Genomic DNA, 20,081 nt, shown 5'->3' with positions numbered 1-20,081 from the left:
ATGTTTCAAAATTATTTGGGAATCGTTTCCGATAATTTATCGGAAGAATGGAAGAAAAAAATACTTTCTCCTCCAAGTTTTTTATTTTGGGGAATTACTGCACTTTTAATACTCATAAACGTAGGATGGGACTGGGAATACCTATATAGGTTTTTTAATGAAATCAGTCTTGGACAGGGAGTATTTTTAGTTGTAGGCGGATCTTTACTTATCATTTTATCAAGCGCAATTGTCGAATGGTTTCAGATACCCTTTTTTCGCCTTTTAGAGGGATATTATTGGAATGATACTTATATATCTTCCAAATTAACTGGGAGAATAAAAAAGGAATTAAAAGATAAAGAAGAACAGTTTTACAAAGATTACGATAAATTACAAGGTTACGATAAATTACAAGGTTACGATAAATTACAAGGTTACGATAAATTACAAGGAAACCAAAAAAATAATGAAAGTACAGAGAAAAATGAAATTAAAGATGAAATTAAATTGCGTAAAGAACTCATTAAACTAGACGATTATCTCGATAATTATCCTGTTGATAGAGATACTCTTCTTCCTACTCGCTTAGGAAACTTATTACGTGCCGCAGAAGAATATCCAAACATCCGTTATGGTCTCGAAACATTTACTGTATGGCCTCGTTTATGGATGGTTTTACCAGATAATGCGAGAAACTTACATAATTCGGTTCTAGAAGAGGTATACAAAAATACGAGGATTATTATTTGGAGTATTGGAGCTACAGTTATTTGGGGTATACTAATAAGCCTAATTTTCTCAAATATTCGTTTAAGCAGTCTAACTCCTTCTATAGTGCTTCTAGTTCTTCTATCTCTAGGAGGAATAATGTTTGTAATAGGCTATTTGTTTTTTACATACTTACTAGACGAAAAAAAGATTTTGAACATATCATTTACAACTATATATACAGTTATATGGGGTATAGCACTCAGCCTAATCTTCTCAATGTTGTATAACAACCCTCTAATTTATTCTAAACTACTTCCCCTTGTCTTAATAATATTTCTGATAGGCTATTTATTTATTAGGCACGTGTTATATGAAAAGTTACTTGACTTAGCTTCAGTTTATGCTAATCTCTTACGCTCTACCTTTGATCTGTATCGCTTTGATTTGTATAAAAATCTTCACCTGAAATTGCCTACTAAATATGATACTGAAGAAAATATAGGAGACGGACTTAGCAAATATCTTAAAAGAGGAATATATACGAATGTTTTAGCAATTGCCTCAGAAAATGATCAAGGATAAAGTTAAAAATATACTGCAAAGGTAATCTTTGGCCCTGTGCCGTTTTTTCAGTAAATTCAAAATCCAAATTTTCTTTTCTTAACAAACGTATTCGGGGAAGATTAAGCAGTCCGCCGGCCGGAAAAATATATTAAAACTGAAATGAACGTGAAGAGTAGTTCACTTTCAGTCAGAAAAATCCCCAAAAAGGGAAAGATCACTTTTAGCAAAAAGGCCCTGCGAAGGGCTCCTTTTAAATCTGCAATTTACCGAATTAATAGTCTCCTCAAATTTCAAGTTTATGATATTGTATAGCGATGTTTTTATTCAAGGAAAGAGAATCAAGAATATGGACTTCACAGGGACGTGGCACATTTATGAGATGGAATTATGGGATGAGGATTATTTCAATATGGAAGTTCAGGCTTACATTGTGATAGAGCCATACAACATGGGACATTTTCAATTTGGTTTAGTTTATGGTGATATAGATGGAAAGATCATTGATTATGCTGATGGCAAAAGATTCGAATTCACCTGGGAAGGAACTGATGAGTGTGACCATGTCTTTGGTAGTGGTTGGGTCAGAATAAAAGAAAAAGACTTACTGGAAGGAGAGTTCAGGTTTCATCTCGGAGACAGTTCTACCTTTCTAGCACGGAGAGCAAAGTAATAAAATCAAGTTTTTCAGCTATATTTTCTTGACAAACGTATTTGGGGAAGATTTAAGCAGTCCGCTGGCAGGAAAAATATATTAAAACTGAAGTGAATGTGAAGAAGGGCTCACCTCAATCAGAAAAACCTCCCCAAAAGGAAAAAGATCACTTTTAGTAAAAAGGCCCTGCGAAGAGCTCCTTCTAAACTCCTTTACATCCAGGAAACTCACAGGCTTTCAGTTTTTCAATATCTACGAATGTACTCGGGGTAGATTCCAGCAGTCCGCCGGCCGGAGAAATATATTTTAAATGAATTGAACGTGAAGAAGGGCTCACCTCAATCAGAAGAACTTCCCCAAGAAGGTAAAGATCACTTTTTTCAAAAAGGCCCTGCGAAGGGCTCCTGCAAAATCTGAAAAAAATCACAGTTTTTTCAATTTTTCTTTTTCTGAATTACAATTATTTATGTAAAGTAACTATATATTTTTAAATAGTTTAACCGTGCGTGTCAAAAATTGCAATATCACACGATCCAGAACTACCTGGATTGACATGGACCTGATAAGTACCATTTTCTTTTACTGTAAACATCGGCTCATAAGGATAATAAACCTTATATGTATCCGTAGGATCCGTCTTAAAGCTTTCATCAAAAGGAACGTAAGAACCTTTGCTTATTGTAACATCGAGATGCAAAGGGCCACCAAGAAGTCCACCGTCAATTAAAAACTTATATTTAACATCAGTGGTCAGGTTGACCTCGAAAACAGATTCATCTGATACGGAAGCTCCAAAAACATATTCATCATCAAGACTTAAATAAAAACCGTAGCCAAAAACTAGTATTGTTAAAATTATTAGAATTTTGGATTTCAGTTCTTCATCCAATACTCTGCCCCCTCACAGAAGATGGATTTATTGTGAATAGATAATTTTCCTTACTTATTTTTGAGTTATAGAATATCTTAAATCTTCCGTATATAAACTATTTAAGGTACAATTAGATATATTTATTTAAATTTAGCAGAAGTTAAAATTATCCTCAAGATATCTATATACTACTAAGAACTATCCTGAAACTAATTTTTATTTCATATCACAGCCCACGCCGACCTCGAGAAACTCGTCCTGACCCGCAGCGAACTCAAGTTCAAGAAGATCGTGGACGACCAGTGGTCCGAACTTGCCTATTACGGTCTTGTGGACGAGCCGCTTTATGCCGACCTGAACGCCTTTATCGACAAGTCCCAGGAAAGGGTTACAGGCACAGTGAAAGTGAAGCTCTACAAAGGCGCCCTCACGATCCTTGCCCGCAGCTCACCGAATGCGCTCTATTCCGAGGACCTGGTTTCGTTTGACAGCCAGACCATTGACCAGAAGGATGCGGAAGGGTTTGCGAAGTATCACGGGTTCCAGGCGAGGATGTACAGGAAAGTGATGGATAAGAAATAAGTTAGTGATTTGTCTGTTCCTTTAGGAATAGGCTACTCTTTTGGTTTAATATTAATTTCTTCAACCGTTTTTTCTTTTTTTATTATTTGCTGGAAGCAAGCTATCGGATTTTCTTATAAGCAGATTACATTTTTAATATCTAATTTTATACTCCGGGCTCTCACCGGTCGACAAAGGAGACCGGCCTTTTCTTAATTAGCTTAAAAACAAAAATCTTGTAAACTTAAAGATCTTCAAATTGTTTTATCCCTAAATTATTTCGCAGACTCAAAACCATTTGAAAGTTCAGTATACGATTCAATAGCAGGCACCGCAAAAGATTAAACGTTGAGCAAATTTCAATTCCATTTTGGTGCTACTGAATGACCATGAAAAATTAAACAAATCCAAAGTTGAAATAGAACAATGTGCCATCTGTATACGAGATATAACTATAATAAAAGAAATTAAAAAGGCGAAATAATTTTGGGATAAAACACTAATATCAAGAATTAAAAAAGAGTGAGAATAATTTCAAGGCAAGCTCTTATAAACTCCTATCTCCCACTAATGAACAAGAATACTCATTTTTATATTAATCCCAAATTAAGGCTCTAACATTCCTTTTTTCGAAATGACGGTGACGCACCACATAGCCATTGAAACCATGTGTTACCAGCAGGAATTGGTACGTTCTGGTCTGGGTGAGTAGCTGAATCTTCTTTAGCATGAAGCCAATTTTTTCTATGATCAGGATGATAATGTATTGCAAAAGTATATTGTGTATTCTGATATGTAGTATACGCCATATAATACCATGTATCTGCTTGAGGTTTTTCATTTCTTATTTCTATGCTTGTGTTTGTACACGCATCTGCATTATTAATCATCCTCCTTATGGTCTCGATGCTGGCGGATGTCATAGTTAAAAACTCCTTTCTAAGTTTATTAATAATTCCATGTTTTTTTTCTAAGATATTAATTTTAGGAAGTCACTAATCCAATGTAATACAGTATCTAAAAATTTTACTTTGAATTTGCAGAAAAATAAGCAGGCTGCTTACAAACAGTCACGTTAAACTTATGAGTTAATTAATTTTTGAACTTTTTTATATCTAAATGTAAGTAGCTGCCTACAAACAATCGCGTTAAATTTTGCGGGCAATTCTTTCTTGGGCTAGTTTCTTTATCTCTGCCGTGGATTTTACAGTGATTAGTAAACTGCTCAAATCGGCGTTAGGTTCAAAGGTTACTCCTTCTCCCCCATCTTCAACTTTCCATCCTTTTCCCAGAGCGTAGGATGCGGTGCGGTTTTTTAAATCAGTTAGATCAATAACAATGCCCTTGCCTGCTGCAGATTCCTTTACTGAGCCTGTGTTTATGGTCTCTGTTGCGAAATATATAGCGATTTTTTCAATTGGTATTATTGTATCCTGCGTACCGCGAAGTACAGGAAAAGCACACATTGGAACCATTTTACTATTTCCATCTTGCTGACAAATCCCACACGTATAATCTGTATCAGCGGTACTATTATTGATTTGGATACAACCCGGCTGCCCATCGGATGGCTGAGATAAGGTACCCGACGAATCAATAGTCACTTTCCTACCTAAAAGTATGTCCTTGGTACTTTCACTCACGAAGGTCGTTTTGTCAGCAATTTCTTGTGTTGAAATAAATGCTGAGTATTTTTCATTCCAACCTATTATGGATCCAGAGTGATATTCCTTACTACCGTAGCACTGCCAGACAAGAGGTGCACCTTTACCATTATCAACTATGGAACCTTTAAAAACATACAATTTAAATAAATTATTATGTAGGTCCCGTAAACTATCTTCGTCTATAGTAATGGTTAAGTTGTAATCCATTTGTTTACCCCCTTCATATATATTTTATATTTCTTTACGTGTTTTCTGTTTTTTTACATCAAGGATTCAATTCTCACAGCAATCTTTTGCTGTGAATATAGCTAATCATGTATACACATGTACAAATATGCTAGCTGCATATCGTACAGTCAGCGCGTACATAAAAAATAAGATGTGCATGACATTTGGTCAATGAGGTGTTTAATTTGAAAAAGCATCGCATTGCTACCACAATTTCAGAGAAACATTGGATATTATTAAAAAAATACGGAGAAAAATTTGAAACACAGCAAAAAGCCTTGGAACTAGCATTGGAGTGTCTGGAAAACAATTCAAAACAATGTCCGAAATTAACGATTAAACAAAATATTTGGCTGATTTGGGAATCGATAGATGCGGTATGTTGTGTCCAAAAAGAGACTTTAAATACTAATAGAAACTGTTAATCTTGAGCGGTTTAAGGGGTATGTGACCCAAAATAAGCCCATAGAAAGTGTAGTAGAGTTCTTCCTTCAGAAGTCTCTTAAGGAATGCAGTCTAAAGGAAGTTATAGATGGGCTAACGATTGTTTTTAGAGCATCACATTTGTTTGATACAGTAAACTACAAGGATAATGGTGACTACTATATGTTGGTGCTAACTCATAGTCTGAGCCTTAATAATTCTAAACTATGTTTAACAACATCCGAAAGTGTTTTTAACACGTATGGGGTCAACGTCGAGAGTATAATATCCGAAAAGACAATTTTTATGAAGGTATTTAAAGATAAATAGTAACTATTCAGATAGTCTTGAAAGGTTCCAAACTTTTTCCGGAACGGGAAAAATTGTATATTAACTTGTCACATTTCCCTGGATTTTCCAGCGAAATCTATAACCTCAGTTTGATGTCAATGCCGGTGAATAATTCCTCATTTTAGCCGGATTAAAATTCCTCTATTTCCAATCCTTGAGAAAAGCTCTAGGATCATAAATAATGCTGAAAACGAAGGAATGGCTATTGATACGAGATTTGTATTCACAAGGCTTTAGCATAAGTGAAATCGTCAGACAAACAGGTTTTGACAGAAAAACTGTGAGGAAATACCTTCGACCGAAAACCTTGCCTGAACCCCAGAAACGTCCTGGAAGAGAAAGCAAGCTTGATCCTTTCAAACCTTACATTCTTGAAAAACTCAAAGAAGGTCCCTATACTGCTCGCCTATATCCGGAAATTAAAGAAATGAACGTGAAGAGAATTTCACCTTCAATCACAAAATCTCCCAAAGGAAAAGATCACTTTTATAAAAAAGGCCCTTCGAAGGGCTCCTCCTAAACTCCTTTAAATTCAGAAAATTCGCGGGTTTTCAATCTCACTTTAATTTTACAAATGTGTTTGGGGAAGATTTTAGCAGTCCGCCGGCCAGAGAAATATATTATAACTGAAATGAACGTGAAGAAGGGTCCACTTCAATCAGAAAATCCCCACAAAGGAAAAGATCACTTTTATCAAAAAGGCCCTGCGAAGGGCTCCTTTTAAATCTGATCATTTTTAACTCTAAAAAACAGTGTTTTTTCTATCTCACTTTGATTTTACAACCTTGTTTGGGGAAGATCCCAGTGTCCGCCGGCCGAAGAAATATATTTTAACTGAAATGAACGTGAAGAAGGGTTCACTTAAATCAGAAACTTCCCCAAAAGGAAAAGAACACTTTTATCAAAAGGCCCTGCGATGGGCTCCTTCTAAACTCTTTGGAATCTTCAAAGTTCACGAGCTTGTAACTATTCAGGCAGCCTTCTAAGGTTCCAAACTTTTTCCACGAGAAAGTTTCTATATCTAATTGACGATGTCAATTACAATTACAAATTTATGGATAAAATAAATCAAATTAGGAGTGGATAAAAATGGTAATTAAAGAAACTGATTTCAGTCGATTAAATGAAAAATTGGTTGATAATCCATCTGCAAAATTCTTCATTTGTATGCGGAACATTCCTGCGTATGTAAAGAATGAGCAGATCATGGAATGCCCTGTACTCTCGCCCAGTAATAAGCTGGCAAATAATTATAGACTAGGTTTAATAGACCCCTGTCAATTTTATACGAACTATTATAATGAACTGAAAAGTCCAATTTGTCAAGAATTAATGAAATCTATACTAAGTATATCTAAAAACTATGATATTTATATTGTAAATATTAATAAAGACGTAAGGTTATTATTGTTGGACATATTGGAAAATATAAAATAATTTTACTTGATGCTGAATAAGTGTGAGCCCTTCCAAGTTATCTGAGTTGTTACTTATTTTCTTAATAAAGGTATTAGGGGAATATTCAAACAGACCCTCGGCTGGAAAAATATACTAAAACTGAAATGAACGTGAAGAAGGGTCCACTTCAATCACAAAATCCCCAAAAGGTAAAGATCACTTATATCAAAAAGGCCCTGCGAAGGGTTCCTTCTAAACTCTTATATATTCAGAAAACTCACAGGTTTTCAGTTTTTCAATATCTACAAACGTGTTTGGGGAAGATTGAGCAGTCCGCCGGCAGGATAAATATATTAAAACTGAGATGAACGTGAGGAGAAATTCACTTTCAATCAGAAACTTCTTCTCAAAAGGAAAAGATCGCTTTTAATAAAAAGACCCTGCATAGGGCTCCTTATAAATATGCAATTTAACTGAATCAATAGTCTCCTAAGGTTTCAAGTTCATATATTGTATAGCGATTTTTTATTCAAGAAAAGAGAATCAAGAGTATGGACTTCACAGGGAAATGGCACATTTATGAAATGGAATTATGGGATGAAGATTATTTCAATATGGAAGTTCAGGCTTATATTACAATAGAGCCAGACAATATGGGATATTTTCAATTTGGTTTAGTTTATGGTGATATAGACGGAAAGATCGTTGATTATGCTGATGGCAAAAAATTTGAGTTCACCTGGGAAGGAACTGATGAGTGCGACCATGTCTTTGGTAGTGGTTGGGTCAGAATAAAAGAAAAAGACTTACTGGAAGGAGAGTTCAGGTTTCATCTAGGAGACAGTTCTACCTTTCTAGCACGGAGAGCAAAGTAATAAAATCAAGTTTTTCAGCTATATCTTCTTGACAAACGTACTCGGGGAAGATTCCAGTATCCCGCCGTCTGAGAAATATATTAAAACTGAATTGGACATGAAGAAGATTTAACCCTCCTCCTTTAGTAATTATAAATACTACAACCGCAAAATACTATGATATCTCAAGAAAGAATCCAAACAGAGCCTGAATAAATGCTGGAAAACCGAAAAGAAGCTGACATTTACATTCGAAAACTCCATGAAATGCTCCCTGAGCTTAAAGAAAAGTACCATGTTAGTTACCTGGGGATTTTTGGGTCTTACATAAGGGGAGAGCAAAAGTCAGGAAGTGATCTTGACATACTCGTTGAGTTCAGTAAGACCCCTACTATTTTTAAATTTGTCAACCTTGAAAACTACCTTTCGGATGCTCTGGGTATTAAGGTAGACCTTGTTATGAAAGATGCATTAAAGCCGAATATAGGCAAACATATCCTGAGTGAAGTTAAAGCTGTTTGAAGAGGGATTAAAATTCGTGAAGTAAAAGACTGTATCCAGGATATCTATGACGCAATGGAAGCAGCAGAAGAATTTATCAACGGCTGGACATTTGAAGAGTTTACCGAAGATCGTAAAACCCAGTTTGCAGTCGTTAGGGCTCTGGAGATCATTGGTGAAGCAACAAAGAATGTACCATTTGAAATCCGTGAGAAGTATCCCTCTGTTCCTTGGAAAGATCTGGCAGGGATACGGGATAAATTGATTCATGCTTACTTCGGAGTGAACCTGAAAGTAGTCTGGTTATCTGTTAAAGAAGGTATTCCCGAAGCAAAGCCGGATATCAAACATATATTGGACGAGATGTAATAATCATAAAACATCTCCCCAAAAAGGAAAAGATCACTTTTAGCAAAAAGGCCCTTCGAAGGGCTCCTTCTAAACTTCTGTTGAATTTAGAAAATTCACAGGTTTCAGTTTTTCGATGTCTACAAACGTACTTATGGAAGATTAAGCAGTCCGCCAGTAGGAGAAATATATTAAAACTGAAATTGGAAGGAGAAAGATTTTCGCTAGTATTTATCGGTCCAATTTTGGTATATCACCATATTCTAAAACATTCCTCTATAGAAAAGAATCACTTTGGCCTCGAAAATAGGCCCTCTAAAGGCTCAATCCAAATCTACAAAGACTCGAAGATCAGGAAAAACTTCCTTCCGCATTTAGTAACCTTGTTTTCAAATGAAAAAAGAATGGTATTTCACAGTTGCTGTCAAAACTACCCGAACTTCCAAAATAAAGGTCGTCCAGAAGAATTATTAAGATTAAGGCTTATCGTTGACCAGTATTAAATTGTAACTTAATAATTTTAGCTTTCGAGGAGGAGAAGTTTGTTCTGGAATGAAGTATATAAGGGCACGCCGCCATGGGACCTTGATCGCCCTCAGCCTGCTTTCCAGGCGGTTATACAAAGTGGGGAAATCAGGCCTGGTCGAGCTCTGGATATAGGGTGTGGCAGGGGTGAAAATGCAATAATGCTAGCTATCAATGGCTGTGACGTCACAGGTATAGACCTTGCTGAAAATGCCATCTCAGACGCAAAGAAAAAGGCCATAGAACGCCATGTTAATGTAAATTTTATCGTAGGAAATGTACTGCATGTGGATTGGCTTTTCAGAGAAGAAGAGTTCGATGTTGTCATTGATTCTGGTCTGTTTCATGTGATGAAGGATGAGGAGAGGCCGGTTTTTACACGGCAAGTTCATAAGGTACTCAGGGAAGGTGGCAAATATTTTATGTTATGTTTTTCTGACAAGGAGCCGGGAGAATACGAGCTACCTAGAAGAGTCTCAAAAGCTGAAATAGAGCTTATTTTTTCGCCTCTTTTTGATATAACCTATATAAAAGATGTAATTTTCGATTCACTGCTCAATCCTAGTCACAGAAAAGCCTATCTTTTATCGGCTACAAAAAGCGATTTGAACTCAGCAGTTTCTTCACCTCACGGAGAATGTCTTCTATAAATACTTCGGGAGATTCTTTGGGTTCTGCTTCATTTCCTTTATGGACATGATATGGGAATGTTTTTAGGTCTTTCCAGTATGGAGAATTATCCCAACGCTTAATCATTGCATCCCCTTTTTGCAGGTGGTAGGAATATCGTCTGAAATCGGGGCCCACACTCTCGTTAATCTGCAATATGTAGCCATCTTTTAGAGTTGCTCTTGCTTGTAAAGTCTGGACAGGAGGTTCAACTATTGCTTTGAGAACTTTTAATTCAAGTACAATCTCACTGGATGAAAGAGCAGCAACGGTTTTGCTTATTGTCATAAGAACTTTTCCCAATATCGTGATGCTGTGACATAGCTTTCCCAAATTATGAAATCATCCCACTCTTCAAAGTCTTCTTCTCCTACTCTCGATTGGATTCTTTTTTCAAAAGTAAAAAAGTCCATATCGTACTTCTTTTCCATTTCAGCTACCTTTTTGCCATAATAATCTATCTTTTGTTCAGCCTGGTCATGCACAAGTTGCTTTAATGCCTCCTGTTCGTCTTTATAAAGGCCTACTTTCACCATGTCACTGATAGGTTCAAAGATTTTACGAGGAATTTTTACGTATTCGATGGCTTCTCCCAATAGTATCACCTAACTAGCATTTTGTCTTTTCAATCTTAAATGTATTTGTGTACTCATAGGATCTATCTTTTCCACTATATTTGCAAAAATTGTTTTGAGAAATTAAAGCAGATTATCAGCAGGAAAAAATATATTTTAACTGAATTGAACGTGAAGAAAGGCTCACCTAAATCAGAAATTTCTCCCACAAAGGAAAAGATCACTTATATCAAAAAGGCCCTGCGAAGGGTTCCTTCTAAACTCCTTTGGAATCTGCAAAATAGGAGGGCTTTCAATTCTTCCTTTCTTTACAAACTTACTCAGAGAAATTCCATCAGATCTCAGCAGAGAGAAACAGACTTTAACTGAGGTGAAATAAATAAGAAATCTCTATATCGGATAGCACTAAAAATTGCCGATACCGATATATATCAGTGAGCACATATCGGATATATCAAATTATGACACATACCGATACATCTTTAGTTCAAGAAAAGCTTCTTGCACGAATAAATGAGAAAATGGAAGAGCTAAACTTCATGAGGCCCATTCCTCCAGGTTCTTTAGCAAGGCTGCATGAAGAAATGAGGCTGATTCATACCTATCACTCCAATGCGATAGAAGGAAATACACTAACGCTTCAGGAGACAAAACTTGTTCTGGAAGAAGGGCTTACTATTGGCGGAAAATCTCTTAGAGAACATCTTGAGGCGAGCAATAACGCAAAAGCTTTTGATCGAATGGAAGATCTGGCAAAGAAAAAACGATCAATAGACCATGTCATAATTCAGGAGATCCACGAAATTGTAACTCGAGGCATACTTGAGGACGCCGGAAAGTACCGCACGAGAAATGTGAGAGTAGCAGGAGCAGTAAAGACTCCTCCCGATTGGTCAAAGATAGTTAAACTGATGGATGAACTTATTAAAATGATAGCTGAAAGCAAAGAAAATCCAATTGAAACAGCTTCCTTCCTGCATCACAGGTTTGTTGAAATTCACCCCTTCAGTGATGGAAACGGCCGAGTGGCCAGACTTCTTACAAACCTGTATTTGATGACAAGAAATTATCCTCCTGTTGTACTCAAAAAAGAGGATAGAGGAAAATATTACAAATCCCTCAGAGCTGCAGATGCTGGAAACTTAAGGCCATTTGCCAATTTCATTGCAAGAGCTGTGGATGAAAACCTGACCCTATATCTCTCCATTTCAGGAGGAAACGATGAACTTCTACCTCTTCGAGAACTAGCTATAGAAACTCCTTATTCTCAGGAATATCTTAGCTTGCGAGCTAGACAGGGGCTCCTAGATGCAGTAAAAATAGGAAAAACATGGCATAGCTCAAAACGTGCAATTGAGCAATATCTGTCGGAGCATGGGAAAAAGGATGTTTAATTTCACTTTTCCTAACAACCATACTCGGGGAGAATTCCAGCAGACCGCCGGCAGGAGAAATATATTTAAACTCAATTAAATATCAGAAAGTTGTAATAAAAACAACAAATTATCTTTGTTTTAGCATTGTTTACAAAAAAAATAGAAGGGTAATAAGTGAATTAAGTTAACACTTTTCCAGTGTCTCTAATGTTTGCTGAGCATGCTGATTAATCTGAATATACATATCTCTTGGCAGGAGTTCACGACTTACAATATCAAGGGTCTCCTGTGACATCTTTTCTTCTTTTACGAGCTGGCGGCCTGCTTCTTTTGCTGCCTCAAAAATATCACCTATCGGCGCGCCCATTTCTAGCATCCCAGCTATTGCTTCACCGTGAGGGCGCAAAAGTGCCCCTGAAAATTCAGCGGATAAATTTTTGCAAATAGCTTTCATATGTACAATTAAGGGATCAAAATTGTCCTTCTCCCAGAAGCCACAGTTGGAAACAAGTACAAGCTTGCGAACCTTTGCTTCTCCACGCAAAGGATGCCTGCAGTGATCATCTCGCAGCTCGAAGAATGGTTGTACGAGAGGGATAATACGATCCATCAGGTTCTTCATTGGACCTGTGACTCCATCTACATAAACCGGCGTAGCAAATACTATAACATCAGCTGCATCAATCTTGGGATATAATATGTTCATATCGTCATTTTGGTAACATTTACCCGGCGTCTTCAGCCAGCAATTAAACTCACCTGTGCAGGGACTAATATTAAGTTTCCTTGTATAAAATAGTTCTACCTCTGCCCCTGCTTCTTTCATTCCTTCAAGAAAGGGATTTAATATCAAAGCCGTGTTGCCTTTATCCATCCTTGGACTAGAATTTATTGCCAGAACTTTCATGTATGATTCTCTCCAATATATCTCAACCACTTTTAGCAAAGAACAGTCAATGTTTCATCGCGTCAAAAAGCAGTCTTATTACGCTTATTTTTTATAGATTACATTTTCGGACTTTACAAAAATAAAAAAGCTCCACTAAAAAAATGTACAATAGATCAGAAATTGCATACTTGCATAAAAATGTATTTGAGAAATTATCACACGATATATGGAGGTAAAGAGGGATCTTATTTTTTCGCTGTTTATGGGTGAAAGGACTTGATACTGGATATATTCCGTGAAAATAAAATATTTGAAAAACATCGCTTGAATCAAAAATTCCTCCAAAGGAAAAGAGTGCTTAATCTAAAGAAGCCCTGCAAAGCGCCCCTTCTAAAGCTGCAGAAATAGCGGTTTTTCAATTTCACTTTTCTTAACTTTATCTTAACAAACGTATTCGAGGGAAACTCAAGCAGACCGCCTGTCCGTCGGCAGGAAAAACATACTTAAATGGAATTAAACGTGAAGACGGGTCCACTCAATCAGAGAAATCCCCAAAAAGGGAAAGATCACTTTTTTCAAAAAGACCCTGCGAAGGGCTCCTTCTAAACTCCTTTTTATTTGGAAAAATTACGGATTTGCAATACTCTTTTTTTAACAAACGTACTTGGGAGAGATTTCAGCAGTCCACCGGCAGAAAAAATATATTTGGTAGTGGGTTTGAATCATTGAAAACCAAAATCGAAAGAATCTCCGATTATATTCATCAAATGCATGGTATTCACTCGTTTATTCAGAATTGATCTATAGTTCAGGGACACGATCATATATTTTTAGTTAAATTATAAAGTAAAGCTCAAAAATCGAAAATTCAGTTTATATAACTTCAGAACCTGTAGAAGACTTTTCAGCAATAGCCACGTATTCAGCAAAAGATTCTAATTCCGGGACGGGTAAATTGTCCTCCAGCAACCCCTGCACATGTATTTCAATTGCTTCATAAATATTCTTTTCTGCCTCTTCCCGAGTGGAACCTGTAGCCACACATCCTGGAAGGTCAGGAGAATACGCTGAATAGTTATTGTTTGCTTTTTCGATTACTACGAGAAAACGGTACATAAATCAGTTCTCCATTTTCAATTGAGCTTGCTTTAATATGCTGTTTAACGTACCTGGCGCGAGGTCATCTCCACTATGACCAGCAATTGTTACTCTACCTGGTTTGTTAGGATGCTTATACTGCCTGTGACTGCCTTTTGTAGCGACCAGGCACCAGCCACTTCAAGAAGTTTAATAACCTCACGCACTTTCATTTTAATCTGTCTTCAGCGATATTTAAAGATAATTCGAAAACTTGCGGAATCCGGGCAGATATAATCTATTTCTTAGCCTCACAATAATCCATTCATCAATGACTTCTTCCAGGTTTCTGCGACATTCTTCAAGTGTCTTGCCTGTAGCCCATACACCCTCAAGTTCGGGAACTTCTCCATAATAAGGTTCTTCGTCATCGATTATTTTGTATTTTGCTCTCTCAAGAGCTGCGTGGATGTACTGGATGAGCATAATTACACCTTTCCGAACTGATATATTTAGTTTTATGCTGTTTAAATCTTATATTGGTTATACGGATCGGGTTAGACCTGTAAGAATTATAGTCTTCAATTTCTCTTTTCTTAACAAAACTCAAGGAACGCGCTCGGGGAAGATTTTAGCAGTCAGCCAGCCAGAGAAATATATTAAAACTGAAATGAACATGAAGAAAAATATCACTTCAATCAGAAATTACTCCCCAAAAGGGAAAGGTCAATTATATCAAAAAGGCCTTTCGAAGGGCTCCTTATAAACTTCATTTTAATCTACAAAAATCCGGTTTTCAACTCTCTTTCCTTAACAAACGTATTTGGAGAAGATTTCAGCAGATCGCCTGCTGGAGAAATATATTATAACTGAATTAAAACGAGAATGAGTTGTTTTTTGTATTTAAGACCTCTATTCTAATATATCTACTAATATTAGTACACACACGAAAACAAGTGGTTGAATTCATAAAATTTACTTCAAAAGAACCTCGAATTCTTCTATCGTGAGCCCTGAAGCTTTTACCAAATTTTTTAAAAGGCCCGGTTTCAGTTCTTTGTGCTTCAGAACAGTCAGCGTAACTTTTGAGCCTTCTTTTCTCAGGACAACATGACTTCCCATCTGCCGGTGAGGGAGCCAACCAGCTTTAGAAAAAGCTTTAATTGCCTGCATTCCGGAAATTACAGGAAGTCCAGACATTAAGCAACCACATCAACTACTCTGCAGGAAGGCTTACCAATACATTCCTGTAGTTCATCTTCTGCCAGAGATTCTAAACAGGCCTGAATCGCTTCTTTAATATTTTCAATAGCTTCTTCTACCGTATCTCCCTGCGAAAAACAGCCTGTTAGGGCAGGGCAACTGGCAATAAATCCTCCCACTTCTTCATCTTCCTCAAGGATAATTTTAAACCGCATAAATATCGGTTATAAGGCTTTTTACTTAAATTGTTATGGGTAAGAGGATCTACTTTCAGACAGGTTTAGTGGAGCATAAACCGGTTACCAGCTTCTTACTTTCGTCAGAAAAAAGTATACAGTTAAAAATGGATCACTTTTAGCAAAAAAGCCCTGTGAAGGGCTCCTTCTAAACTTCTGTTGAATTTAGAAAATTCACACTTTTCAGTTTTTCAATATCTACAAACGTATTTGGGAAGATTTTCAGCATACTGCTTGCGGGAAAAATATATTTCAATTCAATTGGAATAACTGAGAGGATTTCATTTCCTGTTTGGGATTCAGTTTCAGATGGCTTCTATGAAAACAAGATTCGGTTAACAGATTTTCGACTTAATCTGAAAACCGCCCAAGAAAGGAAAAAATCAATTTTAATGGGTTGGTAAGAGGCAAGAAAGTCAATTATCCACCCAGTGTGATATCTTGATCTTGATAAAACTCTAGTGCATTGAATAAATGTTCTGGCTTAAAATCTGGCCACATTTCGTCAACTACATATATATCCGAATATACCGTTTGAACCGGAAGCATTCCACTGAGTCTATGTCTTCCTCCCCAACGGATAAGTAAATCGATTCTTGGAATCTCTGCTGATGCAATATTTTCTATCGTTTTTGTACCATCTGAAGAGTTCTCAAATGCATATGTTAAATCCCAGTACCAACCATAATTTACTAAAAAATTTATCCTTACTTTACCTCTCCCAAATTTAGTCCTCTTTGTATATGCAAGTAACTCTTTTGGAAACATGTCCGAGTTGGTATTCCCTACTACAAGAAGTTCAGCATCATGTTTGGAAAGTTCTTTAACTGATTTTATACAGGCATCTACAAATGCTTTTCTTTGAATTTGAGGCCTTTTTGTGTTATCTTGAGTAAATCCAAAAAAAGTAACTTCACCTATTCCTATTTTTACACATATATCATATAGTTCCAGGCCTGGAACTATTCCATGTTTATATCCTTCGTGCTTTTCTAAACCTCTGTCTAAAGCCCATCTCCTGTTTCCATCCGGTATTATAGCTATGTGTCCTGGTAGTCTTTTAAATTTAGGTATATCCAGAAAATAACCCCCTATTTCTTTGCTTAAAAATGCTATAAATAATCTTCACTGAACTCAGCTAATGAATTTTATGCCTGAAATTTAGTTTGAAGCCTAACTTTAATCAGAAAAATCTCCTCCAGAAAAAAAGTTTAATCTAAAAAAGCCCTGCAAAATGCCCCTTATAAAGCTGCAAAAATCACAGATTTTTCAATCTCACTTTTATTTTTCGAACGTACTCAGAGAAGATTCCAGCATACCTCCAACAGAAAAAAACATACTTTACTGAGTTGAAATAAATAAGAAATCTCTATATCGGATAACGCAAAAGCTTTTGACCGAATGGAAGAGCTGGCAAATAAGAAACGCACAATAGATCATGTCACAATTCAGGAAATCCACGAAATTGTAACCCGGGGCATACTTGAGGATGCAGGAAAGTACCGCACGAGAAATGTAAGAATAGCAGGTGCAGTAAGGACTCCACCTGACTGGTCAAAGATAGTTACATTGATGGATGAACTTATTGAAATGATAACTGAAAGCCATGAACATCCAGTTGAAACAGCTTCTTTCCTACATCACAGGTTTGTTGAAATTCATCCCTTCAGTGATGGAAACGGCCGAGTGGCCAGGCTTCTCACAAACCTGTATTTGATGACAAGAAATTATCCTGCTGTTGTACTCAAAAAAGAGGATAGAGGAAAATATTACAAATCCCTCAGAGCTGCAGATGCTGGAAACTTAGGGCCATTTGCCAGTTTCATTGCAAGAGCTGTGGATGAAAACCTTACCTTATATCTCTCCATTTCAGGAGGAAACGATGAACTTCTACCTCTTCGAGAACTAGCTATAGAAACTCCTTATTCTCAGGAATATCTTAGCTTGCGAGCTAGACAGGAGCTCCTAGATGCAGTAAAAGTAGGAAAAACATGGCATAGTTCAAAACGTGCAATTGAGCAATATCTGTCGAAGCATGGGAAAAAGGATGTTTAATTTCACTTTTCCTAACAGCCGTATTCGGGAAAGATTCCATCAGATTGCTGGCTAGAGAAATATATTAAAACTGAATTGGACATGAAGAAAGGTCTACTTCAATCACAAAATTCCCTCAAAGGAAAAGATCACTTTTATTAAAAATACCTTCGAAGGGCTCCTTATAAATATGCAAGGACCATGAGCTAAGAAAAGATATACTCCAAATCAGGTTTATTTAAAAAATGGAAAAGAAATTAGTGTTGATATAAACTCAGTTAACAAATAATGGTTAATATCTGTCTTGCCTTGGTTTTCTATGTTTTGGAAGACATTCTCTGCAGTAAACCGGTCTTTCCGGGTCAGGTTTGAAAGGTACTTCGGTTTCAACACCGCAATCAGAACATTTTGTCTTGTGCATTTCCTTGGGAGCTCCGAAGCCTCCACGGTTTCTGTCTCTTCCCCTGCTTCCTCTATCATTAAAGGCCATTTTGTTTCACCTTTAGTTTTAGTTGTTAGTTATTGCTGAAAAATAAGATTGTATACGATTCTTTGGTTAAAAACGAAGAGTGGTTTTTAACGACAGACTGTTATACATCTCTTTATTTTCAATATCTATACACTGCATTTAAAATATATAAAAATATCTATAATTATAAAAAATGTATTCTTTTGAATGAAGAAAACTTTGTGATAAGGGTCTATGAAATATATAAATTATCTACAATTCTTGTTCCAGCTGATCATCAAAAAGCAAAAATAAAAGGACCTGTGGAAGGCTCTTTCTAAATCTGTAAGATCTATGAATAAAAAAGTAGTTTTCAATAATAAAACATTCAAAAAAAACAAAAGTGTAAGTCCGCTTGAGCGAAGCAAAACGGACCTCGTACTCCCGAAGTGAAATTCGGGCTTAGTATCTGCGGTTTTCTCTGGGTTTCCTGTGGTTAGGAAGACATTCTCTACAGTAAACCGGTCTTTCTGGATCAGGTTTGAAAGGCACTTCGGTCTCAGCACCGCAATCAGAACAGGTTGTCTTGTGCATTTCTCTGGGAGCGTCGAAATTAGAATTTCCTCTGAACATATTTCTGTCGTTAAAAGCCATTTGTTTCACCTTGGTTTTAGTTGTTTATTAACTGTTTATAAAATAAGATTGTATAGAGCCTTTGTTTAAAATCAAAAATTGGTTTTTAACAACAGATCATTATACATCTCTTTATTTTCAACACACATACATTGCACTTACAATATATAAGTATATCTATATATAAAAAAATAAGTTCTTTTTAACAAAATAATTTCTAAACATGGCTTGCAGAGGAGATGACAGGTGCACTTCTGCAGCAAAGTAAAATATGAATTTTAGGCATCTTTTTCAGACACCTCTATTTCAGTTACTCATCTCTACTAGATATTTTTATAATTAGATCAATACTTAATGTAGCCTTTACGTTCAAGCCATTCGACCTGAGGCCTTGTATATTTCCAGGTAATGTCGGCCTTGGAATCCTGAATTTCCCATGGGTTAATGATAACAATATCGCCTTCACGAATCCACATCTTTTTATGTTTGGAGCCCGGGATTCTACCCATTCGGACAACTCCGTCCATACACTGAAGTGTTACCCTTTTAGCGCCGAGTAAACTCCCAACTGTTGCCAGGACTTCGTTTCTGTCTTTGCGAGGGATTCTTACCCTAGATACTTCAGGGGCATCTCCTGTGTTTACAGGATTTGCTGACCCTAATCTTTTTTTCCTAATAGTGCTTCTGTAATTAGCCAAATTAATTCCTCCTTGATGACCCTTGATTTATTTCTAAGTCGAAAGTTGACAAGTTGAGTCAAAAACTGATATGTTGACAATTGATATGTTGATAATTGAATGATTTGTACAAACTGCTATTCTCTATACTGTTTTGTTCCTACCTTTTTTCTGCTGCTTTTTTCTGCTGCGTTAGGTGGAAATAAGCATAGAAACAAAGAGAGTAAACCAAAAAGAACGAAAAGAAAAGATGAATCAGGCGTTAATGTAAAGTTTAACTGCGAATTAATAACACCTGACACAGATTATCTTTAGAATTTCCTGTGGTTAGGAAGACATTCTCTGCAGTATACCGGCCTGCCTTCAGTAGGTTTGAATGGTACTTCGGTCTCAACACCGCAGTCAGAACAGACCACTTTTGTCATTTCCCTTGGTTCGCTGTTACTGCGGAAACCTCTGTAATCTCCCCTGAAATTTCTGTCATTAAAAGCCATTTTCGTTTCACCTCCGCTTTAGCGGATAGATGTTAGTTTAAAAGATTGTATAGACCCTTACATTAAAAAACAAAAATTGGTTTTTAATAACAGATTATACGTCTCTTCATTTTCAATAACTACATTACATGGTC

The 20,081-nt window shown here is 36.5% G+C and carries 27 protein-coding genes and 2 pseudogenes; 13 read left to right on the top strand and 16 right to left on the bottom strand.

What is annotated here, in order from left to right; genetic code table 11:
• The first annotated feature begins 15 nt into the window (after positions 1–15).
• Positions 16–1,275, top strand: coding sequence for a hypothetical protein (locus MSBR3_RS06010; RefSeq protein ID WP_155396740.1), 1,260 nt, complete (start codon positions 16–18; stop codon positions 1,273–1,275).
• 328 nt (positions 1,276–1,603) lie between these two features.
• Positions 1,604–1,927, top strand: coding sequence for a hypothetical protein (locus tag MSBR3_RS06005; protein ID WP_048107127.1), 324 nt, complete (start codon positions 1,604–1,606; stop codon positions 1,925–1,927).
• Between the two features lie 184 nt (positions 1,928–2,111).
• Here MSBR3_RS06005 and MSBR3_RS06000 read toward each other — a convergent pair whose 3' ends face one another.
• Positions 2,112–2,336: a hypothetical protein gene (locus MSBR3_RS06000; RefSeq protein WP_048107126.1), complete on the bottom strand. Its 225-nt coding sequence runs from the start codon at positions 2,334–2,336 to the stop codon at positions 2,112–2,114.
• 69 nt (positions 2,337–2,405) lie between these two features.
• Positions 2,406–2,798: a hypothetical protein gene (locus MSBR3_RS05995; protein WP_048107125.1), complete on the bottom strand. Its 393-nt coding sequence runs from the start codon at positions 2,796–2,798 to the stop codon at positions 2,406–2,408.
• A gap of 207 nt (positions 2,799–3,005) precedes the next feature.
• On the opposite strand from MSBR3_RS05995, the pseudogene MSBR3_RS05990 reads away from it, so the two are divergent.
• Positions 3,006–3,362, top strand: a pseudogene (locus MSBR3_RS05990) (argininosuccinate synthase); the annotation flags it as partial.
• Positions 3,363–4,489: 1,127 nt separating this feature from the next.
• Here the strand turns inward: MSBR3_RS05990 and MSBR3_RS05980 are convergent.
• The gene (locus MSBR3_RS05980) at positions 4,490–5,215 is read right to left on the bottom strand and encodes a hypothetical protein (protein WP_048107122.1); all 726 of its coding nucleotides are present in this window, start codon (positions 5,213–5,215) and stop codon (positions 4,490–4,492) included.
• Positions 5,216–5,421: 206 nt separating this feature from the next.
• On the opposite strand from MSBR3_RS05980, the gene MSBR3_RS20945 reads away from it, so the two are divergent.
• The 8 genes and pseudogenes from MSBR3_RS20945 (at position 5,422) to MSBR3_RS05935 (ending at position 10,286) form a co-directional block, all read left to right on the top strand.
• Positions 5,422–5,661 (top strand): hypothetical protein, encoded by a 240-nt coding sequence (locus tag MSBR3_RS20945; protein ID WP_230627865.1) that lies wholly within the window; start codon positions 5,422–5,424, stop codon positions 5,659–5,661.
• 530 nt (positions 5,662–6,191) lie between these two features.
• Positions 6,192–6,440, top strand: a pseudogene (locus MSBR3_RS05970) (helix-turn-helix domain-containing protein); the annotation flags it as partial.
• Positions 6,441–6,795: 355 nt separating this feature from the next.
• A complete protein-coding gene (locus tag MSBR3_RS05965) occupies positions 6,796–6,996 on the top strand; it encodes a hypothetical protein (protein WP_048107121.1) in 201 nt (66 codons plus the stop codon).
• 103 nt (positions 6,997–7,099) lie between these two features.
• Complete coding sequence (locus MSBR3_RS05960) at positions 7,100–7,447, top strand: hypothetical protein (protein ID WP_048107120.1); 348 nt, start codon at positions 7,100–7,102, stop codon at positions 7,445–7,447.
• A gap of 512 nt (positions 7,448–7,959) precedes the next feature.
• Complete coding sequence (locus MSBR3_RS05950) at positions 7,960–8,283, top strand: hypothetical protein (RefSeq protein WP_048107118.1); 324 nt, start codon at positions 7,960–7,962, stop codon at positions 8,281–8,283.
• Positions 8,284–8,478: 195 nt separating this feature from the next.
• Positions 8,479–8,784, top strand: a complete 306-nt coding sequence (locus MSBR3_RS05945; protein ID WP_048107117.1) for a nucleotidyltransferase family protein — start codon at positions 8,479–8,481, stop codon at positions 8,782–8,784.
• A gap of 54 nt (positions 8,785–8,838) precedes the next feature.
• Complete coding sequence (locus MSBR3_RS05940) at positions 8,839–9,132, top strand: HepT-like ribonuclease domain-containing protein (RefSeq protein WP_048107116.1); 294 nt, start codon at positions 8,839–8,841, stop codon at positions 9,130–9,132.
• Positions 9,133–9,653: 521 nt separating this feature from the next.
• Positions 9,654–10,286, top strand: a complete 633-nt coding sequence (locus MSBR3_RS05935) for a class I SAM-dependent methyltransferase (protein ID WP_048107115.1) — start codon at positions 9,654–9,656, stop codon at positions 10,284–10,286.
• Here the strand turns inward: MSBR3_RS05935 and MSBR3_RS05930 are convergent.
• Positions 10,228–10,593, bottom strand: coding sequence for a toxin-antitoxin system TumE family protein (locus MSBR3_RS05930; RefSeq protein WP_048107114.1), 366 nt, complete (start codon positions 10,591–10,593; stop codon positions 10,228–10,230). The two genes, MSBR3_RS05935 and MSBR3_RS05930, sit on opposite strands and share 59 nt — an antisense overlap.
• Positions 10,590–10,910 (bottom strand): hypothetical protein, encoded by a 321-nt coding sequence (locus MSBR3_RS05925; RefSeq protein ID WP_230627862.1) that lies wholly within the window; start codon positions 10,908–10,910, stop codon positions 10,590–10,592. The genes MSBR3_RS05930 and MSBR3_RS05925 overlap by 4 nt, the downstream gene beginning before the upstream one ends.
• 431 nt (positions 10,911–11,341) lie before the next feature.
• Here MSBR3_RS05925 and MSBR3_RS05915 point away from each other — a divergent pair, with 431 nt between their 5' ends.
• Positions 11,342–12,274, top strand: a complete 933-nt coding sequence (locus MSBR3_RS05915; RefSeq protein ID WP_048107111.1) for a Fic family protein — start codon at positions 11,342–11,344, stop codon at positions 12,272–12,274.
• A 166-nt stretch (positions 12,275–12,440) separates the two neighbouring features.
• Here MSBR3_RS05915 and MSBR3_RS05910 read toward each other — a convergent pair whose 3' ends face one another.
• From MSBR3_RS05910 to MSBR3_RS05885, 7 genes are all read right to left on the bottom strand, one after another.
• Complete coding sequence (locus MSBR3_RS05910) at positions 12,441–13,163, bottom strand: flavodoxin family protein (RefSeq protein ID WP_048107110.1); 723 nt, start codon at positions 13,161–13,163, stop codon at positions 12,441–12,443.
• 855 nt (positions 13,164–14,018) lie between these two features.
• Complete coding sequence (locus MSBR3_RS05905; RefSeq protein WP_048107109.1) at positions 14,019–14,261, bottom strand: type II toxin-antitoxin system HicB family antitoxin; 243 nt, start codon at positions 14,259–14,261, stop codon at positions 14,019–14,021.
• A gap of 3 nt (positions 14,262–14,264) precedes the next feature.
• Entirely contained in the window at positions 14,265–14,411 is a 147-nt protein-coding gene (locus tag MSBR3_RS21730) for a type II toxin-antitoxin system HicA family toxin (RefSeq protein WP_394297725.1), read from the bottom strand.
• A 66-nt stretch (positions 14,412–14,477) separates the two neighbouring features.
• Positions 14,478–14,708, bottom strand: coding sequence for a type II toxin-antitoxin system HicB family antitoxin (locus MSBR3_RS05900; RefSeq protein WP_048107107.1), 231 nt, complete (start codon positions 14,706–14,708; stop codon positions 14,478–14,480).
• 489 nt (positions 14,709–15,197) lie between these two features.
• A complete protein-coding gene (locus MSBR3_RS05895) occupies positions 15,198–15,422 on the bottom strand; it encodes a type II toxin-antitoxin system HicA family toxin (RefSeq protein ID WP_048107105.1) in 225 nt (74 codons plus the stop codon).
• Positions 15,422–15,640, bottom strand: coding sequence for a type II toxin-antitoxin system HicB family antitoxin (locus MSBR3_RS05890; protein WP_048107103.1), 219 nt, complete (start codon positions 15,638–15,640; stop codon positions 15,422–15,424). The genes MSBR3_RS05895 and MSBR3_RS05890 overlap by 1 nt, the downstream gene beginning before the upstream one ends.
• A gap of 441 nt (positions 15,641–16,081) precedes the next feature.
• Positions 16,082–16,696: an undecaprenyl diphosphate synthase family protein gene (locus MSBR3_RS05885; protein WP_230628020.1), complete on the bottom strand. Its 615-nt coding sequence runs from the start codon at positions 16,694–16,696 to the stop codon at positions 16,082–16,084.
• A gap of 366 nt (positions 16,697–17,062) precedes the next feature.
• Here MSBR3_RS05885 and MSBR3_RS05880 point away from each other — a divergent pair, with 366 nt between their 5' ends.
• Positions 17,063–17,716: a Fic family protein gene (locus MSBR3_RS05880; RefSeq protein ID WP_052723303.1), complete on the top strand. Its 654-nt coding sequence runs from the start codon at positions 17,063–17,065 to the stop codon at positions 17,714–17,716.
• A gap of 271 nt (positions 17,717–17,987) precedes the next feature.
• Here the strand turns inward: MSBR3_RS05880 and MSBR3_RS05875 are convergent, their stop codons facing one another.
• The 4 genes from MSBR3_RS05875 to MSBR3_RS05855 all read right to left on the bottom strand — a co-directional run bounded on the left by MSBR3_RS05875 (position 17,988) and on the right by MSBR3_RS05855 (position 19,947).
• Positions 17,988–18,185 (bottom strand): CxxC-x17-CxxC domain-containing protein, encoded by a 198-nt coding sequence (locus MSBR3_RS05875; protein ID WP_048107100.1) that lies wholly within the window; start codon positions 18,183–18,185, stop codon positions 17,988–17,990.
• A 420-nt stretch (positions 18,186–18,605) separates the two neighbouring features.
• Positions 18,606–18,797, bottom strand: a complete 192-nt coding sequence (locus MSBR3_RS05870) for a CxxC-x17-CxxC domain-containing protein (RefSeq protein ID WP_048107098.1) — start codon at positions 18,795–18,797, stop codon at positions 18,606–18,608.
• A 323-nt stretch (positions 18,798–19,120) separates the two neighbouring features.
• Positions 19,121–19,453 (bottom strand): translation initiation factor eIF-1A, encoded by a 333-nt coding sequence (eif1A, locus tag MSBR3_RS05865; protein WP_048110101.1) that lies wholly within the window; start codon positions 19,451–19,453, stop codon positions 19,121–19,123.
• A 311-nt stretch (positions 19,454–19,764) separates the two neighbouring features.
• Positions 19,765–19,947, bottom strand: coding sequence for a CxxC-x17-CxxC domain-containing protein (locus MSBR3_RS05855; protein ID WP_048107096.1), 183 nt, complete (start codon positions 19,945–19,947; stop codon positions 19,765–19,767).
• Between the last annotated feature and the right edge of the window lie 134 nt (positions 19,948–20,081).

The sequence above is a fragment of the Methanosarcina barkeri 3 genome (genome assembly GCF_000970305.1).
GTDB lineage: Archaea > Halobacteriota > Methanosarcinia > Methanosarcinales > Methanosarcinaceae > Methanosarcina > Methanosarcina barkeri_A.
This window is presented reverse-complemented; position numbering and strand designations above follow the sequence as displayed.

Bases quoted from the DNA above. Each gene is read 5' to 3' on its own strand.
- MSBR3_RS05960 (WP_048107120.1), top strand. From the start codon at position 7,100: ATGGTAATTAAAGAAACTGATTTCAGTCGATTAAATGAAAAATTGGTT.
- MSBR3_RS05875 (WP_048107100.1), bottom strand. From the start codon at position 18,185: ATGGCCTTTAATGATAGAGGAAGCAGGGGAAGAGACAGAAACCGTGGA.
- MSBR3_RS05880 (WP_052723303.1), top strand. From the start codon at position 17,063: ATGGAAGAGCTGGCAAATAAGAAACGCACAATAGATCATGTCACAATT.
- MSBR3_RS05945 (WP_048107117.1), top strand. From the start codon at position 8,479: ATGCTGGAAAACCGAAAAGAAGCTGACATTTACATTCGAAAACTCCAT.
- MSBR3_RS05930 (WP_048107114.1), bottom strand. From the start codon at position 10,593: ATGACAATAAGCAAAACCGTTGCTGCTCTTTCATCCAGTGAGATTGTA.
- MSBR3_RS05855 (WP_048107096.1), bottom strand. From the start codon at position 19,947: ATGGCTTTTAATGACAGAAATTTCAGGGGAGATTACAGAGGTTTCCGC.
- MSBR3_RS05905 (WP_048107109.1), bottom strand. From the start codon at position 14,261: ATGTACCGTTTTCTCGTAGTAATCGAAAAAGCAAACAATAACTATTCA.
- MSBR3_RS05940 (WP_048107116.1), top strand. From the start codon at position 8,839: ATGGAAGCAGCAGAAGAATTTATCAACGGCTGGACATTTGAAGAGTTT.
- MSBR3_RS05870 (WP_048107098.1), bottom strand. From the start codon at position 18,797: ATGGCTTTTAACGACAGAAATATGTTCAGAGGAAATTCTAATTTCGAC.
- MSBR3_RS05895 (WP_048107105.1), bottom strand. From the start codon at position 15,422: ATGTCTGGACTTCCTGTAATTTCCGGAATGCAGGCAATTAAAGCTTTT.
- MSBR3_RS06005 (WP_048107127.1), top strand. From the start codon at position 1,604: ATGGACTTCACAGGGACGTGGCACATTTATGAGATGGAATTATGGGAT.
- MSBR3_RS05900 (WP_048107107.1), bottom strand. From the start codon at position 14,708: ATGCTCATCCAGTACATCCACGCAGCTCTTGAGAGAGCAAAATACAAA.
- MSBR3_RS05890 (WP_048107103.1), bottom strand. From the start codon at position 15,640: ATGCGGTTTAAAATTATCCTTGAGGAAGATGAAGAAGTGGGAGGATTT.
- MSBR3_RS05910 (WP_048107110.1), bottom strand. From the start codon at position 13,163: ATGAAAGTTCTGGCAATAAATTCTAGTCCAAGGATGGATAAAGGCAAC.
- MSBR3_RS05915 (WP_048107111.1), top strand. From the start codon at position 11,342: ATGACACATACCGATACATCTTTAGTTCAAGAAAAGCTTCTTGCACGA.
- MSBR3_RS05980 (WP_048107122.1), bottom strand. From the start codon at position 5,215: ATGGATTACAACTTAACCATTACTATAGACGAAGATAGTTTACGGGAC.
- MSBR3_RS05950 (WP_048107118.1), top strand. From the start codon at position 7,960: ATGGACTTCACAGGGAAATGGCACATTTATGAAATGGAATTATGGGAT.